Source organism: Pedobacter sp. TM02, from assembly GCF_059705275.1.
On record NZ_AP046530.1, the window covers coordinates 965,831 to 985,009 of the forward strand.

Here is a 19,179-nt window from a genome sequence, read left to right on the forward strand (position 1 = left end):
ATATGAAAAAGAAACTTTTTGTTTTATTTGGGCTTATGGTTTTAATAGGCGCTTCATCTCCCTTAAAAGCTCAATTAAACCCTTTTCAGGCACAATATTTTGCCAACCGGTATTTGGGTAATCCTGCTTTGGCGGGTGCCGAAAGTGGCTTGGCCCTTAGTCTCAACTATCGTGCTCTGTTTAGCGATATTCCGGGAGCGCCGGTATCGCAGAACCTGACGGCAGCCTATGGGCACAATAGGGTGGGACTGGGCTTAAACGTAACTTTAGATAAGGCAGGTTTGCAACGCTTTGTGCGCGTCTTGGCCAGTTATGCCTATCACTTGCCCTTAAACGAAAATTCGACGCTGCATTTCGGGCTTTCGGCGGGCGTGATGAACCAGCGCCTGTCAACCGATGATGTCAACGGTAATCCAAACGACAACCTGATTGGTCTTTACAACCAGCGCCAAACCCACTTTGACGGCGATTTTGGCCTGGCCCTAACCACAGCAAGAATCAGCATCGAAGCCGCTTTGCCCAACCTTCGGAACTTACTGTGGAAAGATAATGGCAATGTGGCCGACTTGCCTACTTTTTATTCGGCCCTGAGTTATAAAATACCGATACAGGATACTGAACTCGAACCCAAAATAGCCTTTAGAGGTATTAAAGGCCTCGATAACATTTGGGATGCCGGAGCCCAATTGAGCTTTGCCAAAAAACAGCTCATGCTCAACGGCATTTACCACAGCAGCGGCAGTACGAGTTTTGGCGTTGCAATGGATTATCAGAAAAAATACCTCATTGGTTTTTCGCATACCCTACAAACCGCATCCCTGTCTAATTACACCAATGGCGATTTTGAAATTAACTTAAGAATAAGGCTTTAGGGGATTATGGACGCTTAATCGATGGCCTCGCTCGCCTTTGCCGATACGTTGCAAACTGTGAACTGCAAACCGAATACTGCTTGTTGAAAACTACTTGCCGAAATCCCAAAGCACAATGTTCCAAAGCTCTTTGTCGTCTTGGTAGGTGTTTATCACCTCAAAGCCCATCCGTTGGTGTATTTTTAGCGATAAATGATTGCGGGTCGAGATTTCGGTTACGCATAGCTGGTAATCTTTATCTACCAAATCTTTTGTGGCATGGTACAGTTTGCTCAATAGGCCATTGCCTCTAAAATTTTGGTCTACGCAAACCTGTCCACCCACGATGTATGGATAGCTGGTTAATGCTTTGTTCTGGTAAGTACAACGTTCAAAGGCATCAAACATCGGGATGATGCTCGGTATAATCGATTTCATGCTGGCTGTCATCGCCAAGTTATAGCCCACCACCTTCTCGTTGGCCAGCGCAACCACCTGAGGCAGTTCGGCGGCCAGGGTTTTGAGCAGTTCCATGTTGTGCTCGGCAAATACAAAACCTTGTTGCTGTTGTTCTGCAATGCTGAGCGAAGTATAGATGTTTTTTTGCTGAAGAGCCAGTATGCCTTCAAAATGCTGATCTGTAGTAGCGGCTTTAAATTGTATGTTCATGGTTAATAATCACAGCTGTTAAAATACTTGCGAGGTTTTTAAACTCCTCCCGGGTTTTGATAAACGCAAAATTATAACATTTTAAATGATAAATTGCCTTAGGCTTTCTCCTTAAAACGGGTAAAGAACAGCAGCGCCAGTACACAGAGTGCAAAACCCACCACGCCACTCAGGCGCAAACCAAAATCATGTCCAGGGTCTTTGCCGTAAATGGTGAGCATGGCAAAAACGGTAATACCCAAGGTCTGACCCAGTTTTACAAAAAGGTATTTAATGGCAAAGTACATGCCTTCGTGGTTCTCGCCTGTTTCCTTTGCCTCTTTTTGGGCAATGTCGGCCAATATGGCGTTGGGCAAAATGCCTAGTGCCGCTAAAGGAAAGGAGGCAAAAACAACCAAGATATACATTTGGTTGGCCGGTTGAAAGGGCAGCTTGCCTAAAAAGAAAATGGTCACAAAAATGAGGCTTAAAATGCCAAAGGCAATCAATACCAGGGCCTTTTTGCCAAATTTTTTCGAGCCGTAATTGACAAAGGGATAAAAAAACAGCGAAAGTACTACCATGAGGCCCATAAACATCCCCCCATCAGAGTCGGGTAGGCCCAACAGTACGGTTACAAAATACAGCAGTCCGCTCGACATAAGGCTTAAAGCCGTATAATAAGCAAAATCGGAAATGAGGTAATATTTGAAATTCGAATTCCTGAAGGTGTTTTTAATGGCCGGCCACAGTGGCGTATGCGTAGGTTTGCTGGCCACATATTCACTTTCTTTGATCAAGAGGATAGGCAAAACCATCACCAGGCCAGAAAAAACGCTCAGTGCCCAAATGGTATATTGCAGCGCCTCAAAACGTTCGGTTACATGAAAAGCGGTTTGGATGAGGTCGGCAAAGTTATTGCACAGCGCGCCAATAATCATGCCCAGCACAAACCCTACCTGCTGAAAGGAGGAAAGTTTTACTTTTTCCTCGGGCGTATGCGTCAGTTCGGCCAATAGGGCATTGTACGGAATAATATAAGTGGTTACCGAAACAAAGAAACCGGCCAGCACAAAAACCAGCCACCAGGCATTGGTTAGGCTTTCGCCTTTTACCAGCGGGTGAAAAACCAGTCCGCAAAATACAATGGCCGGCAAAATGGCCCATTTCATAATCGGAAAGCGCCTCCCTTTGGGATTTTTGCTCGCATCGCTTACCGAAGCAATAAAAGGATCATAGGCCGCATCCAACAAGCGTCCGGAAGCGGTAATGAGCGAAAGAATATTGAATGCCCCAAAAACCAGCAGCTGCGGTACCAAAGGCACCAGGCCCGAGTTGTTGGGAGGCAGGTAAAAATACAGCAGCATCACAATAATGAGGTTGGTCATGATGCTCCAACCCATCATCCCGGAGGCATAAGCCAGCTGCTTCTTAAAAGAGAGTTTTTTTAAAGGCATTTATAAAGGGGCTAATGCTTGTTCTAAATCTTTGATCAAATAATTGGCATCTTCAAGTCCGATATACAGCCGGATGAGGATGTGGCGTTTGTTGTTTTGGTCGAAATCATTTTTGCTGATGCCTGCACAGGCCGGAAAAACCAAGCTTTCGTAACCGCCCCACGATACAGCCATTAAAAAATGCTGCAGCCTGTTGCAAAACTTTTCTATGTTTTCTAGCGAAGCATCTTTGAGTACGATGCTAAATAAACCGCCGCATTTCTTCATTTGTTTTTTGGCGAGGGCCAGGTCTTTGTTGGCCTTACTGAAAGGATAAAGCACCTGGGCTACTTTGGGGTGCTGTTCCAAGTAGTAGATTACCTGTTCGGCCGTTGCGCTTGTTTTCTCAAGCCTAATGGGCAGGGTGCGCAAGCCACGCAACAAGAGCCAGGCATTTTGAGGAGCCAGGCATGCCCCGATGTTCATGTATTCGTTGTTGAAGATCTGTTCGAGCAGCGCTTTGCTTCCCGTAAGTACACCCGCTACTACATCGCTATGCCCGCCCAGGTATTTGGTGGCCGATTGGGCTACCAAGTCGATGCCATGCGCAATGGGTTGTTGGTAAATCGGCGAACAGTAGCTGTTGTCTATCATGGTTAAAATACCATGTGCCTTGGCCAGCTGGGCAATTGCTGTTAAGTCTTGTACATCAAAACTAAAGGTGTTAGGCGATTCGAGATAAATGAGCCGGGTTTTTGCCGTAATGGCATCTTCAAACTGATGCAGGTCTGTTCCATCAACAAAGGTGCAGCTAATGCCAAATTTGGGCAGCAAATCCTTAAAAAGCTTAATGGTCCAGCTGTATGGATTTTCTACGCAGATCACTTCATCGCCTTGCTGCAGCAAAGCCATTACCGGAATGCTTACTGCGGCTATGCCACTGGCAAAAACCAGGGCATCTTCGGCACCATCTAAAGCCGCCAGCTTTTTTCTTAAAATATCAATGGTGGGGTTAAAGCCACGCGAATACAGGTTGCCTTGGTATTCATCGGCCAATGCATTTCTGAAATTGGCTACAGTATCGAAGCAAAAATTGCTCGTTTGTACAATAGGAGGGGCTACGGCGTTGAAATAATTGGCCCTTTCTTCTCCCAATTCATTTAAAATATAGGACAGGTCCATAGGTTAGGCTATTGTTTTTTTACGGTTAACATATCGGTTGATAAAATAAATGAGCACAAAGCCACTGAAAATGTAAAGCCCATTCAGGGCCGCATTCGGGTCGTCGCTGTAAATGCTAACGGCTACGAACAAATAGGCCGCGATAAAAATGATTGGCAAAATGGGGTAAAGCTTCATGGTGTAGATAGTGCTTTTGTCTAAATGCGCTGTGGTTTTGCGCAGGTAGAAAATGGTAGCGGCCGAAAACGCCATGCCGATGCTGTCTAAAAAAATCGTGTAGTTGAGTATCTTATCAAAAGTTTTGGCGTAGAAAATGGTAAAAATCGAGATGATGGTAAAAACCGTCAGGCTCACGATCATTACGTCGTGTTTCTTGGTTTTTTTGGCAAATATACTTGGCAAGGCCCGCTCTTCGCCCATGGCATACATGGCCCTGGGGTTGCTCAGCAGGTTTACATTGACATAGCCCAGCACCGAAAAATAAATCAGTACCGAAAGCAAAACGAAGCCTGCGGGACCAAAAATCTGACCGGCCAAGATGGCGGCAATGCTCTCGGCGCTTTTCAGCTGCTCAAAGCCGATTACCTTTACATAAGCGTAGTTAATAGCCAGGTAAAGCGTAATGATGATGCCCAAGCCCACGATGATGGCACGCGGAATAACCGTTTTGGCCTCTTTGGCTTCGCCCCCAAAATTGATGGTTTGCTGGTAGCCTCCAAAGCTGAAAGATACGGCGATTAAGCAAAGCCCCAGAGCCTTGCCATAATCGGCCCAACCGGCAGCGGCACCTGTGGCGGTTTTAAATACCGAAGGAGCACTTGCGCCATGACTGCCAAAAAATACGGCCGCAATCAATGTCAAAACCATCACGATTTTGATCATGGTCAATACATTCTGCGTTTTAGAACTGGTTTTGAGCCCCAAAAGATTAATGGCGTAAAAAACAATGATGCTGATTGCGGCAATGAGGATGCGGTATTCTTGGGTTTGCATTTCGGTACTGAGGATCACTTTGCTGATGTACTCGGCACCAATGAGCGAAACACCCGCCACCGATGCCGCATTAGAAACCACAATGATGCAGTTGATGGCAAAGGCAATGGAAGGATGGTAGCACACCGAAAAAATTTTGTAATAGCCACCGGTAACCGGATAGCGCGACCCGATTTCGGCATAGGTTAGTGCCCCGCAAAGCGCCACAAAGCCGCCTATGGCCCAAGCTCCAAAGAATAATTCTGGAATTTGTGCCTTGTTGGCTACGTTTACTGGGGTACGGAAAATGCCCATTCCGATAACGAGGCTCACCACAATCATCGAAAGGTCAAAGAGAGATAGCTGCTTTTTAGGTTGCATGCATTAAGGTTTGATGTTTGGAAGATAGGGATTTTAGTGTGGAGTACAAAGCCGAAAGGGTTTCTTGAGCCGAAAGCTTAGGGCGGATTACCCAACAACAGCCACAATTTAGCAATAGCCATGACTTTTAGTTGCCGCGAGTAGTTGATTAGCCCAGTCAGTTATTCCTCAAATCCTGCAACAGCCCCATCGCCTAATGAACCAGCTAACCTCAAGATGTGCAATTGTTGAAATCTAATGATTAAAACCCCATCAGATTTGATTAAATTTGTAGGAATGGAGAATCTAAGGTGCCAAAGGAGATCCTCTTTCGGCATATTTCCATTTCGCACGACTGCAGAGACGCATAAAACTGATAAAAATTATGGCAGAACCAATCTATAACGACGATAGTATACGTTCACTCGACTGGAAAGAGCACATTCGCTTGCGTCCAGGGATGTACATTGGCAAGCTGGGCGATGGCTCGGCTCAGGACGACGGGATTTACGTATTGCTAAAAGAAATTGTAGATAACTCTATCGACGAATTTGTAATGGGTTCCGGCAAGACCATCGAAATTACCCTGTCAGACCACAAGGTAAATGTGCGCGATTATGGCCGGGGCATTCCATTGGGCAAAGTGATCGACTGCGTATCGAAAATCAACACCGGGGGCAAATATGATAGCAATGCCTTCCAAAAATCGGTAGGTTTGAACGGCGTGGGTACCAAGGCGGTAAATGCCCTGTCGACCGCCTTTACCGTGCAGTCGTACCGCGATGGCAAAACCAAAAAAGTGGAATTTTCTAAAGGGGAAATCGTTGTAGACAACCCTATTATCGAAACTACGCAGCGCAACGGTACCGCCATTACCTTTTATCCTGACGAAACCATTTTCAGAAACTACCACTATATTCCCGATTTTGTAGAAAGCATGATCTGGAATTATGTTTTCCTGAACACCGGACTGACCATCAACTTCAACAACCAAAAATATTTTTCGGAACGCGGACTTTACGACCTGCTTTCTAAAGAAAACAAGCCCGAAGAAATTCGCTATCCGATTATCCACCTCAAAGGACACGATATCGAAATTGCCATGACCCACGGTCAGCAGTACGGCGAAGATTACCACTCGTTTGTCAACGGCCAGCATACTACCCAGGGAGGTACGCACCAGGCCGCCTTCAGGGAGGCTGTGGTGAAAACCATTCGCGAGTTTTACAAAAAAGAGTTTGATGCTTCCGATGTCAGGGCTTCGATCATTGCCGCCATTGCCATTAGGGTACAGGAGCCGGTTTTCGAATCGCAGACCAAAACTAAACTGGGTTCGCAAAACATCGGGCCAGACGGGCCGTCGGTACGTACTTTCATCAACGATTTCGTGAAAAAGGAGCTGGATGATTACCTGCATAAACACGCCGATGTAGCCGATGCCCTGCAAAAAAGGATTTTGCAATCGGAGCGCGAGCGCAAGGATATTGCAGGCATTAAAAAACTGGCCAACGACCGCGCCAAAAAAGCTTCTTTGCATAATAAAAAACTGAGGGATTGCAAAATCCACTTCAACAGCACGCACGATAGGCGATACGAAACCACGCTTTTCATTACCGAGGGCGATTCGGCTTCGGGTTCGATCACCAAATCGAGAGACGTAGAGTGCCAGGCCGTATTCAGCCTAAAAGGCAAACCGCTCAACTGTTACGAGCTCACCAAAAAAGTAGTATACGAGAACGAAGAATTTAACTTGTTGCAGCACGCACTGAATATTGAAGACGGTTTGGAGGGCTTGCACTACAACAATATCGTTATCGCTACCGATGCCGATGTAGATGGCATGCACATCCGTTTGCTGATGATGACTTTCTTTTTGCAGTTTTTCCCCGATTTGGTAAAAGCCGGGCATGTTTACATCCTGCAAACGCCATTGTTCAGGGTGCGCAATAAAAAAGAAACCATTTATTGCTATAGCGAAGAAGAACGCAAAGAGGCCATTGCCAAATTGGGCGCCAGGCCAGAAATTACCCGGTTTAAGGGTTTGGGCGAAATCTCTCCCGACGAATTCGGCCTCTTTATCGGCAAAGACATCAGGCTGGATCCTGTAATCCTCAAAGAGCAGACCATTAAAAGCTTGCTGGAATATTACATGGGCAAAAATACGCCGGAAAGGCAGCAGCATATTATCAAAAACCTAAGGATAGAAAAAGACGAAATTAAAGAAGCGGAAAACAAAGAGACAGCCCCAGAGGATTTGGAAGTGGCCTAGTTGGTTAGGCAACCAAGCATAGAAAGATTCTAGATTTTTTAAATTTTAACTATTGGGCAACGCTTTTTTAGCGTATACTTGTATGTCCCTATTTGTTATTGAAAAATCCCTGCATTGGGTTTAAGATTTATAATAACGAGCTCCTATGCCTCTTACATCCGCTAAAAACCGTTCAACACGCTATAGCCTTGTTGTATTTCTCATATTGACGCTGTTCTTATGTGCGATATTCTTCTACGTACGAAATAGCAAGACAGACGATCTGAGGTATTTTACCAATCAGTTTACCTCCTTAAAAGAAGATTATACCCAAATCGATTCTGCGATTGTGATGCTGTACAAAGCCGACAACAATTGTAGGCTGTATACCGCAACCGGCGAAAAAAAATACATCAAGGCCTATTGGGAAAGCATCAATTTTGTTTCAACCACTTTAGAAAACATCCACAATATTGATGTGGAGAAGGAAAAAAATGCGCCAAAAAGCTTAAAGGGGCTGGTTGAGCAGAAAAAGGCAAGAACCGACCTGTACCTAAGACTAAGGATATTGGCCGATAGCCTGATCAAGGTTTCGCTGGGCATAGATTCGACCCGTAACCAGTTTCAGCCAACCAATGCCAGGCAAATGACCTACAGCAAGCTGAAAACCATGGTTTCTGTTGATACCATCCATACGGCACAGCAAAAGGGTCCAGAAAAAAATCTTTTTGGCCGATTAGCCGATGCATTTTCGAGGAAAAAAGAGAAAGGCAAAGCCGCCGATACCAGCAAAAAACTGGTACGTACCGAAGTAAAGCTCGATACTTCGTCAAAAAGCAAAGACTTTAACAAGCTGCAATGGCAAAAGATGAACGATTATTTTCGTAACCTTTATGCCACTAATCGTACGCTGAATAAGCATGAGGCCGAAATACTCGAGCTCAATAACCAGATCATTACCGAACTGGTTACGCTGTTGCGCGACTACAAAAGCTATGAACGGAAATTCGTAGCCATAAACCGTACGGAACTCAAAGGCAATATCGAAACCACGGTAAAGAGCATCGACAAAATGTTTGTACTCAGCATTGTGCTGTTGCTGGTATTGGTACTGGCCATTTTGTATAACCTTTGGAAAATCTACAAAAACGAGAACGAGCTGATCAATTACAGTCAAAAAGCTTCTCAATATGCCATTTCAAAGAGCCGGTTTTTGGCCAACATGAGCCACGAGATCAGAACGCCGCTCAACTCGGTTATCGGGTTTTCGGAGCAGTTGAGCCAGGGCCAGCTTAATCCGCAACAGAGCGAACAGGTTAGCGCCATCAGAAGTTCGTCGGTCATGTTGTTAGATGTGGTAAACGACATCCTTGATTTTTCTAAATATGAAACCGGAAAGGTAAATTTCGACAAGATTGCCTTTGTGCCACTCGATGCCATTAGCGAAGTCGTGAACAGCATCAGCATTCAAGCCGCCAACAAGAACCTGAAGCTTAATAAGGAACTGTCGTTTAAAAAGAACGTCTGCTTTATGGGCGATTCGCTTCGCTTGAAGCAGGTTGTCATGAATTTGTTGAGCAATGCCATCAAATTTACCGAGCAGGGTTCCGTAACCATCAAGGCCGAAATCATTCCCAATACCAAAAAACAGGCGGTATTGCAGGTTCAGGTAATCGACACCGGCATTGGTATTGCCCCGCAAGATCTGGATATGATATTCGATGAGTTTGCGCAGGTCTATTACTCGTCGAGTAAGCTCAAACAAAAAGGCACCGGTTTAGGCCTGGCCATCTGCAAAAAAATTGTAGAATTCCAGGGGGGACGTATCGGCGTAAAAAGCGAAGTAGGCAAAGGCTCTACTTTCAGTTTTGAGATTCCCTACGAAATATGCAAGGAAAACAGCGAAGAAGTGAAGAGCTTTGTGGTTGGCCAAGGCGTAAGCCATTTAGAAGGCAAGCGCATTTTGCTGGCCGACGACAATAAAATGAATATTTTGCTGGCGCAAACCGTGCTTAAAAAATATAAGCTGCATACCGATGTAGCCTATGATGGCAAGGAAGCTTACGAATTGTTCGAAAAAAACCCGTACGATCTGATTTTAACAGATATTCAGATGCCAGAAATGGGTGGGGTAGAGCTAACGCGCCGGATCAGAACCTACGTGAATCCCGTCAAGCGTAACATTGTTATTTTGGGTGTTACGGCCAACGTATTGCAGGAAGATCGCCAAAAGTATATCGAATCGGGTATTAATGATTTGGTGCTCAAACCTTTTTCGGAAAAAGAGCTTATTGATAAGATAGCTTCCTACTTTTAAGGAGCATTGCTGCCTAGAATTGTTAAACAATCAACTGTTAACTGTTAACCGAAAACTGCCAACTAAAAACTAAGCCGTGTCTTCCGGATGCTGCGGGGGCAGTACATCAACCTTCTTCTCTACCACAACGGTTTTAAGGTGTACCGCATATTTGGTAGGGGCAATGCCATGGTCGTATTTTTCGGCATAAACCTGTGTAAATTCGGCGCCAAAGTACAGGATAATAGAAGTATAGTAAATCCACAGCAAGATGATGATGATGGAACTTGCCGAACCAAAAACCAATCCGGGATTGGATTTTTGGAGGTAAAGCCCAATCAGGTATTTGCCCAAACCGAAAAGCAATGCCGTAAAGGCTGCGCCCACCAGTGCCGACTTCCAGCGCAGAATGACATCGGGTAATACTTTAAATATTACGGCAAATACACCCGTTACTACCGCAAAGGTAAGCACGTTGTTCAGCACCAGGATGATGACGGCAGTGGTGCTTGTAATTTCGGGGATAAACTGCGAAAGCTTGTTGCCCAGGCTCAATACCAAACTGTTTACCACGAGCGATACTAGGAGCAAAAAGCCCAACGATACGATCAGCGAAAAAGAAAGCAGGCGATTGGTTACCAGTTTTTTCCAGCCCTTTTTGGGTACGGCCTTTACTTTCCAAATCAGGTTGATGCTGTCTTGTATCTCGGTAAATACCGCGGTAGCACCTATAACCAGCACCACAATACCAATTACAAGAGCAAAAGAACTCTTGCCCGATAAACTGGCATTGGCTACAAAGCTCTGTATTTGTACGGCGGCATCGTGGCCCACCAGTTTGTTGATCTGCGAAAAAAGCCGGTTTTCAATGGCATCCTGACTATAAATCAAACTGGCCGAAGAAATAATGATAATGATTAAGGGCGAAAGCGAAAATATGGTGTAATAGGCCAGGGCTGCACTCAATTTGGTTACCCGATCCTCTACAAAGCCTTTTCCGGCAGCAATAAACAAGTGCCCGGTATCCACAAAGAAGTTCTTGATCTTGGTTGCTAATTTCGTCATGTTATTAAAACGGATATCCGATGCCGATGTTTAAAATTAGATTTTCTTTTCTCCAGCTCTTGCTGCCAAAATCTACCTGGTTCAGCACCCAACGCTGGCCGCTTGGCAGGTAAGGTTTCCGGATCGGGAAGGCGCCATCAAGCCTAACCACAAAAATAGAGGCATCAACCCTGAGGCCCAATCCGGTGCCCACGGCCATTTCGCTTAAAATATTCTTGGCCTTAAAGGCAGAACCCGGCCTATCTGGATCTTCTTTTCTTAACCAAATATTTCCGGCATCAATAAAGGCGGCACCGTAGAGCACGCTAACCAGCTTAAACCGCAATTCGGTGTTGAGCATGATTTTGACATCACCGCCTTGGTCGGCAAATTTTTCCTCAGGCTTAACCTTAAATGTTCCAGGTCCCAAAGTCCGGGCCGGAAAAGCCCTGATATCGTTGCTTCCCCCAGCAAAAAACTGACGGATAAAAGGGAGCGAAGTGCTGTTGCCATAGGCATAGCCATAGCCTACGTTTAGCCTATTGGCCCAGGTTACATTGCGCGTAACCTTGTAATAATCCCTCAAATCGGCCTCTAGACGTACAAACTGCGAAATAGGCACATTGAAAAGTGCGCGTTCTCCGGCTGCATTTTTTTGTACAAACAGGCCCCAAACATTGCCGCCTGTTTCAATGCTGCCGTTAAAGTACGTATTGTTGCGCCTTTGGTTTTCCATTTGGTTGGTATACGTAAAATTGTAGTTGCTTCCAATGATAAACTGCCTGTCGAGCGAGGTACGCAACAGCGGGTTGGCGTTAAACAAGCTGTCTCTTACCTGGGTTGAGGGAAAGCCAGGCCTGATGTAGCTCACCGAAATAGGATTGAAAGTATGTTCTTTGTAAAGGTTTTCCTTAAAATTATAGCCAAACTCGCCCTTAAAAGCATAAAGGCTATACAAAGAGCCCCTGCTGAGCAACTGGTAAGATCCGGTAACAATGGTTTTGGGAATAAAAGCCGTAGTGCTGTTGAACTTGAAGAAAGGGATGATGAACCTTGGCCAGGTCAGCTTGGCATCGGCAGTAAACGAATAGGAATTTTTGCCCTGTGCCGTACCTTTTACTTGTGTTTCGAAACCACCGCTAAGGCTGATGTCTAATTGCTCGGCACCCCTAAACAAGTTGCGCGTAGTTTGGGTGAGCTTGATTTCAGAACCCACAAAGTTGTTCGACTTGCTGGTACCGGTTACCGAAAACGAGAGCGAGTTCTTTTTCAACGGCGTAAGGTAGATATTCAGGTTAAGCTGATTGTTCTTAAAGCTGTCTACAGGCAGAAACTCGGCCCTTACATCCTGAAAAGAACCAATATTTACCATCCTGTTCAGCGATTGGTTATGGTCTTTGCGGTTATAGTATTCATTTTTCTTAAAAAACACCAGGCGATCAAATACGCCCGGTTTAAACGTATTGCGGTCGTCGTAAATGTTAAAATCTTTATAAACAAAGGGCTTTAAATGCCTTAGCACCGAATCGCGCCTTAGGCTATAACTTGGGTAAATATTGATGTTTTTAATGGAATAGGGCTTAAGGCCGGCATCGGGCGCCGATTTCTTAATGCTGACATGCACGGTTACCAAATTTTTGCCAATGGTACTGTCTACCTGCATAATTAGATAGTCGGGATTGAAATAGAAATAGCCGTTTTCCTTTAAATCATTATCTATTCTGATGCGTTCGTTTTTATAGGTGTCGAGATCATAGAAATTGCCAACTTTTAAGAGGGTATTGCCTTTGTACTGGTTAATGATCTTGGTCAATACGCCCGTATCAGGCGGAAAGGTAACCTGACTGATTTTATAGCGCTTGCCCGGAGAAGCCGTATAAATGGCTTTCCCTTTTTTGTTCTTCACCACGGTTTCGCCGATTACATCGGCCTGTAGGTAACCTTGGCTGATCAGGTAGCTTTTCAATACGCTGTTGTTGTACTTGAGGTTTACCTGGCTCAGCAACACTGGCGGTTCGCCAACTTTGGTGCGCAACCAATGGCGTATGCCTTTGGGTTTGGTAGGTTCGCCGGCCAGATTATAGATATACAGTTTCGGTCTGAGCCCCAAAAATGTTTTGTTGGGTTTGGGCCGGGTCTTGTCTTCCAGGCTTTGTTTCACCGCTTTTTGGTCGTCAATACGTTTGGCGCTGTCGGTTTTGATGTTAACCTCTGCACCTACGTACAGGCTTTCTCCAGGTTTGAGGTATTTCAGGTTGCTGCAGCTGCCTAAAACAAAACAAAGTCCGATCAAAACAAGGGATTTAATTAACTTTTTCATTTTTCGGTTTCTGTTCAACATTGGCTCTGTTTCTTTTGTTGCGTTTCTGGAAAATCTCCCTAAACTTGTTATAATCGATAACCAGGGTAAAGCCAATGCCGGTTTCGATGATCTGGCCCTGCACAATCACATCGTTTTGGTTACGTCGATAAGCGCGCAACCGGTACCTGCCATCGGCCGATAGGGCATATTCTATATTTACGTTGCCAGCAATGTTGTTGGCATCGCGTCCTGGGGTTTTGGCGCCTTCGAGGGCAAAAGAGCTACCCACGGTTACGGTTAGCCTGTCGCTCAATAGTTTTTTAGAAAGGCCAACTTCCAAATCGGTCCGTTGCTCCATGGCACCGCTGCTGTAGTCTTCAGAAGAGTTGAGGCCCAGGTTAATGTCTACGCCCTTGATCAGATCGGAAGCCAGGTTGTTGAGCTGTTCGGTTAAGAGCTTGCTCACGCTCTGGCGGGCAATTGACGAGGCGCTGCTACCACCTGCCAAGCTTTGGAACGGATTGTTGGCGAAGAACCTGCCAAAGCCCAGCAAGGCGAAAACCTGTTTGTTCAGCTCGTTTTCGTCGCGGTTTACATTTTGAAGCTTGGTATAAACATCACCGTCTAAAGCGCCTCTTTCATTTTCGGGCAGATCTATTTTAAATGAAATGGAAGGTTTAAGCAATTCGTTTTTCATGTACAAATACACCTGGAAAGGCAATTTGTTTTTGGCTTCCGCTTTTTCAGAGCCGTTTAAAAGATCAATTGGCGCCGCGTTCACTTCGTAAAGTGCCGTAAGGTCTACATTGGCGGCGGTAGGTTCGCCGGTCCAGATAATGGTACTGCCTTTAACCAGCTTAAATTCTTTTTTGCTAAGCGGGCCAATCGATAGGTTATAGGAACCGTCGACCACTTCATACCTGCCTGTCATGCTGATTTTGCCACTTTGATCAATGGTAACGTTCAGGTTGGCATCGCCTTTTACGTGTAGGGCGTCGCCGTTGCTAGGATCCACTACCACGGTAAGGTCGGCTTCTGGATCGGTAGTTATCCTTGCGGTAAGGTTCATGCCCTGGATATCTGATTTGGTTACGCTGTCGGTTTTTAAGGCCTTCTTTCCATTAAATGGCGGCGCATCGGCATCTATAAATTCCACGATTCCTTCCTGTTCAATAACCGATGGGTCGTCGGGAGGCAAGGCATAGAAAAACTGTGTGCCTTTGTCTACATTGATATTCATGTTTACATCTGGGCGTTTCAGCGTTCCTCTCAGCTTGATGTTGCTGGTTAAGAACACCGTTCCATAAATCATGTCGTTATCGGCAACCGTAGAGTTAAGCGCCCTGAAATTGTTGGTTCTGATATCGAGGCCAAATCCTACATTGCTCAGGCTGGACGTATAGATCATTCCGTTGACGGTTGCTTTTTTGCCCAGCGAATCGACCAAAGTAAAGTTGTTGAATTTAATGCCGTCGTTGTTAAACGTAAGCTCTTGGTCGGGGATGGTAAAAAACGAATTGATATAAGCCACATTGAAGCCGGCATTGTTGAATTTCAAAGCCCCTAATATTTTCGGGCTGGCTAGCGCGCCTTTGGCCGTAAGCTGGCCACTCACTGTGCCTCTGCCATACCTGATCTGCCCCATGCTTAAGCTTTGGATAGCCTTGAGGTCTATTTTATCGATGGTGAGCGTTAGGTCGAGCGCACTTTCTGGTGCCGTGTAATAGAAGCCACTTGCCCTCAATTCATGAACACCTTTTAAGCGCACATCAACTTCGAAGGCGTTGGTGGTATTGTTGTTGACCAAAACGCTCAGGTCGCCCAACTGGTCTTTTTGGTAACGCAGCTTGTTGATGTTGACATTGGCTTCGAATTTGGGATTGGTGGCCAGGTCTTTGACGTCTACCTGCCCATTAATGATACCGCCCACCAAAGTCGTATCCGTTTCGGCAAATTTAGTGAGGGTTTCTATCTGGAAGTTTTTGAACTCGACCTTGATCGGCGAATTTGGCATGTTGCTGATGCTATTGATGCCCAGCAACTGCTCGTTTTTACTGATGTTGAATTGATTGGCCAAGATACCCGATGCACCAAACTGGATAAAGTTTTCTGGGGCAATGGTCCATTTTTCATAATCGAGCATCAATTTGGCCGGGTCGATGTTGAACCTGAAATCCTTGTTCATCGACCTGAAAATACCCCCGATTACATATTTGTCTTTACGTTGCCTGTCGCGCAAGAAAACATTAAGCCCAAGCTGGTTATTGGCTGCCATACCAGAAATTTCGGTGTTGAACAAGGCGATAGACGAACTTTGTAGGCTATTGACCAATAGTTTGTAATTGAGTTGCTGACCGGTGTTGCTTGCGGTGAGGCGCGCGGTGTCTATCCTGAAATCGCCATAAACCACCTGCGGAAAAAAGGCATTGAGCTGCAGGCTGTCTTTCTGGGTGTCGATTAAGCCATTAAGCGTTGATGGGGCGAAAGTGGTGAGCTCGGGTACAAAATCCTGTAAAAATTTAGGATTATAAAAATGTACATCGAACCTGATGCGTTGATCGGGAACAGGCGTAACCTGGCCAAATTGGTAATATTTGTTGATCTGGTTGATTACAGCATAGCCCACTTTGCTCAACTGGTACTTGCCATCTACCTTGGCGCTCAGCAGTTCCGATTTTAAGGTAAGCCTATTGGCATCGGCCGTAGAAACGGCATGAAGCTGGATGGTATCAACGTTGAATCTCCTGCCGTCTTTAACCATTTGCAGACTGGTAACGAAAATATCGCCGTTCAGGTAATCTACATCGGCGGTAGTGACGTTAGCTTTTACATTGCCCGCCAACTTAAGTTCTGAAGCCATAAAATTGAGCTTTTGCAGGTCAAGCTGTTTCAAGTCTAAATCGGCTTTTACCGCAGGATATTTACCGGCCATGTCAACTTGTGCATCGAGGTCAAAATTGGCATTGCTATCGGGCATGCTGCCTTTAATGGCGATGCGCTGGTTAGCATAGTTGCCGCTAATGCTCAAGTTGCGGTAGTTGTATTTGTTGTAGTAGGCGTTAAGTACCTTGGCGTTAAATTTGGCATTGATTTTTTTAGGGTCCAATCCCGTGCCGCTTACATCGGCCTTAACCGTAATGCGTCCCAAGGTTGGTTCCTGTTTCAACAGGCGCCCCACGTTAAAGTTGTTCAGGCTTACATCGGCTTTGTAGCTTTCCCTGCCTTTCGGCCCTTTCATACTGGCCGTTAACAGCGCCGACCCCATGTCGGTTTGTATGTTGAGCTTGGTGTTGAAATCGCTCATCGAACCGGTAAAATTGCCTTTGGCATCAATTACGTTGGGTAGCTGCAAATTGCTGGGCAAGGTGTTTTTGGGTACGGCCACCAGCACGTCGGCCTTGGTAAGATGCAATTTTTTGATGTTCAGGTCGAGCCAGGCCTTGTTGATGTCGGGCAGTCCCTTTGCCTTGCCACTGATGTCGATCTGCGTATTCTTTAAGCCGCTCACCTGCAGCTGCGGTATATCGAGGTTGTTCAGGTAGCCATTGATTTTGGCATTCACCTTTATTTTTTCGTTGCGGTAATTGGCCGGAATGGCATTGCTGAAAAAGCCCGCATCCTTTAAGCCAATCGTTGTATTTTTGAACAATAGGCTTAGTTTTACCTTTTCGGGATGTTTGGTCAGGTCGTTTAAAGAAGTATAATCGAGCGAAGTAACGTTTTCGATGTGGGTATTTGGCGTAGCCAAAGTAAAATTGTTCAGCCTGATTTGCTTGTCGTTATACACGGCATCGCCTTTTAAGGTATTCAAAATAAAGCCGCTTTTGTCTTTTAGCGAGCCGTTAACCACATTGGCCTTAATGCCCGCTGCACTATAGCTTACCTGATTTGCCCCTAAATTGAGCGCGGTAATATTCAAATGATTAAAATCGATGCCTGTATTGGTGGGCTTGGCTCCCAGGTTGTCGAATTGGAAACTGTTTTGCTGCAAGTCGATTTTTTTAATGAGCAATGCCAGTGGCGATGGTTTGGCAGGCGTATCGGCCTTCGTGGTTTTGGCTGTGTTGGTCGGAGCAGGCTTAAAAGCAAACAAGATATTGGATTGGCTCAGCTTGGCCTCATCGGTTTCGTATTTGCTGTTGGTCAGGTCTACTTTTAAATTAACAAAGCCCAGGGTATTGATGGCTGCCACTGCCTTCATGGTCGATAACCGGTCGTCGTAGTTGACCTTTACGTTGTTGAAGGCAAAATCCTGCACCTCGATATAAGGTAATTTGCCCTGTGCTTTTTCGGCACTGTCAACGCTTTGGGCAATATGCTGCACCAATTGGGTCAACGGTTTCTGTTGCAGGTAGTTGAGCGAGGTGTTTTTGAGGCTCAGCTGCTTGATGATGTAGCGCTGGTTGTTGAGGTCGAAATCCTTGATTTTGGTGCTGAACTCGCCCAAGTACAATTTCACGTCGTTGCCGGCTACATCGTCGTGGTAGGTAATGCCGATGTCTTGAAACAGGACTTTATCTACCGAAAACTTAAGCGTAGATGTGGTGTCTTTGTCTACCTTTTCTTCAGGCTTTTTTTGTTCTGACATAAAGGCCTGAACTAAAAAAGAAAAGTTGAAACTGGTATCGGGATTGATGCGCTTTACATGGGCACGTATGTTTTTGAGCTCGATATTGTTAATTTCGATGGTGTTTTTGAGCAGCTTGAACAGGCTGATGTCAACACTGAGCTTTTCGGCGTATAACAGCGTATCTTTCTTTTGGTCTTCGATGTAGAATTTGTTGAGCACTACATCTTTGGGCAGGGCAATTTTAATGCTCTCGAGCCTGACTTCGGTTTTGGTTTTCTTTTTAAGATAGGTAATGGCCTGGTCTTTCACAAAATTTTGCACCGCCGGAATGTTGAGCGAAATGGCCAATAGGATGAACAGCGCCAATATGCCGACGATAGTCCATAGGATAATTTTTAAACCTTTGCGTAAATACTTCTTCAAGCGCTGTAATTTGTGATAATCGATCTCGAACCCTTAGCCAAAACCGTGCCGTCTGTCTACTCAAAAGAACAAACAAAATTTTAAAATGTTCGATAAAACATCAAAAATGCTATTTAAATATAGGTATTTTAAGTTTTACGCAAATAATCTGTATGTTTAGTTTATGAACACACTTAGTTTTAGCATTAGCTATCAGACTTTCGAAAGCCTGGGCGAGCTCGATGCAGGCGACCAAATCTTATGCAAAAAAGCGGAAGAAGCTCTGTCTACTTCCTATTCTCCATATTCTAAATTTAAAGTGGGTACGGCTATTTTGTTGGCCGATGGACAGGTTGTTTTGGGCAGCAACCAAGAAAACGTGGCTTATCCATCAGGCCTTTGCGCCGAGCGGGTGGCACTTTTTGCCATTGGCGCCAATAATCCCAATGCCGTAATCAAAACCATGGCGATTACGGCCTTTACCCATAATTTTAAGATCGAAAACCCGGTTACTTCCTGCGGCTCCTGCCTGCAGGTAATGGCCGAATGCGAAAAGCGTCAAAATTCGCCTATCGAGGTACTGTTTTATTGCATCGGTGGCCAAATCATCAAAGTGAAAAGCGTGAAAAGCTTGCTGCCTTTTGGTTTTGTAGAAGAGAGGTTGGGTGCTGGTTAATCGGTGGTTCATTAGGCATTGGCTGATTGCAAACTGACCTCTCGGTACCCATTGGGAGAAAACTGACAGCTGATTAACGAGTTAGCTGAGTAGTCATTCGTTGATTGTGGATGCACAGCTTCCATCCTTCCTCTTTCATGTTACATGAACAATTTTTAGGTGTACCCTCCAACCCTTGGACTTCTAACCATG

Annotated in this window: 11 protein-coding genes; 4 read left to right on the forward strand and 7 right to left on the reverse strand. The window is 45.3% G+C overall.

What is annotated here, in order from left to right; translation table 11 throughout:
• Positions 1–2 precede the first annotated feature (2 nt).
• Positions 3–872, forward strand: coding sequence for a PorP/SprF family type IX secretion system membrane protein (locus AC6H1S_RS04115; protein ID WP_199139269.1), 870 nt, complete (start codon positions 3–5; stop codon positions 870–872).
• 90 nt (positions 873–962) lie between these two features.
• Here the strand turns inward: AC6H1S_RS04115 and AC6H1S_RS04120 are convergent, their stop codons facing one another.
• The 4 genes from AC6H1S_RS04120 to AC6H1S_RS04135 all read right to left on the reverse strand — a co-directional run bounded on the left by AC6H1S_RS04120 (position 963) and on the right by AC6H1S_RS04135 (position 5,470).
• A complete protein-coding gene (locus tag AC6H1S_RS04120; protein ID WP_199139267.1) occupies positions 963–1,520 on the reverse strand; it encodes a GNAT family N-acetyltransferase in 558 nt (185 codons plus the stop codon).
• 98 nt (positions 1,521–1,618) lie between these two features.
• The gene (locus AC6H1S_RS04125; RefSeq protein ID WP_497565232.1) at positions 1,619–2,956 is read right to left on the reverse strand and encodes an MFS transporter; all 1,338 of its coding nucleotides are present in this window, start codon (positions 2,954–2,956) and stop codon (positions 1,619–1,621) included.
• The gene (locus AC6H1S_RS04130) at positions 2,957–4,117 is read right to left on the reverse strand and encodes a trans-sulfuration enzyme family protein (protein WP_497565234.1); all 1,161 of its coding nucleotides are present in this window, start codon (positions 4,115–4,117) and stop codon (positions 2,957–2,959) included.
• 3 nt (positions 4,118–4,120) lie between these two features.
• Entirely contained in the window at positions 4,121–5,470 is a 1,350-nt protein-coding gene (locus AC6H1S_RS04135) for an APC family permease (RefSeq protein ID WP_497565235.1), read from the reverse strand.
• A gap of 364 nt (positions 5,471–5,834) precedes the next feature.
• On the opposite strand from AC6H1S_RS04135, the gene AC6H1S_RS04140 reads away from it, so the two are divergent.
• Both AC6H1S_RS04140 and AC6H1S_RS04145 read left to right on the forward strand, forming a co-directional pair.
• On the forward strand, positions 5,835–7,718 hold the full coding sequence (locus AC6H1S_RS04140; RefSeq protein ID WP_199139263.1) for a DNA topoisomerase IV subunit B: 1,884 nt from the start codon (positions 5,835–5,837) through the stop codon (positions 7,716–7,718).
• A 145-nt stretch (positions 7,719–7,863) separates the two neighbouring features.
• On the forward strand, positions 7,864–10,014 hold the full coding sequence (locus AC6H1S_RS04145; protein WP_497565237.1) for an ATP-binding protein: 2,151 nt from the start codon (positions 7,864–7,866) through the stop codon (positions 10,012–10,014).
• A 69-nt stretch (positions 10,015–10,083) separates the two neighbouring features.
• Here AC6H1S_RS04145 and AC6H1S_RS04150 read toward each other — a convergent pair whose 3' ends face one another.
• The 3 genes from AC6H1S_RS04150 to AC6H1S_RS04160 are packed head-to-tail and all read right to left on the reverse strand — an operon-like array spanning position 10,084 to position 18,332.
• Complete coding sequence (locus AC6H1S_RS04150; protein ID WP_497565238.1) at positions 10,084–11,058, reverse strand: YihY/virulence factor BrkB family protein; 975 nt, start codon at positions 11,056–11,058, stop codon at positions 10,084–10,086.
• A gap of 4 nt (positions 11,059–11,062) precedes the next feature.
• Positions 11,063–13,357, reverse strand: a complete 2,295-nt coding sequence (gene tamL / locus AC6H1S_RS04155; protein ID WP_199139261.1) for a translocation and assembly module lipoprotein TamL — start codon at positions 13,355–13,357, stop codon at positions 11,063–11,065.
• On the reverse strand, positions 13,341–18,332 hold the full coding sequence (locus AC6H1S_RS04160; protein ID WP_497565240.1) for a translocation/assembly module TamB domain-containing protein: 4,992 nt from the start codon (positions 18,330–18,332) through the stop codon (positions 13,341–13,343). The genes tamL and AC6H1S_RS04160 overlap by 17 nt, the downstream gene beginning before the upstream one ends.
• Positions 18,333–18,495: 163 nt before the next feature.
• Here AC6H1S_RS04160 and AC6H1S_RS04165 point away from each other — a divergent pair, with 163 nt between their 5' ends.
• Positions 18,496–18,987 carry a cytidine deaminase gene (locus AC6H1S_RS04165; protein ID WP_199139257.1) on the forward strand — a complete coding sequence of 164 codons (492 nt, stop codon included), beginning with the start codon at positions 18,496–18,498 and terminating at the stop codon, positions 18,985–18,987.
• The last annotated feature ends 192 nt before the right edge of the window (positions 18,988–19,179 follow it).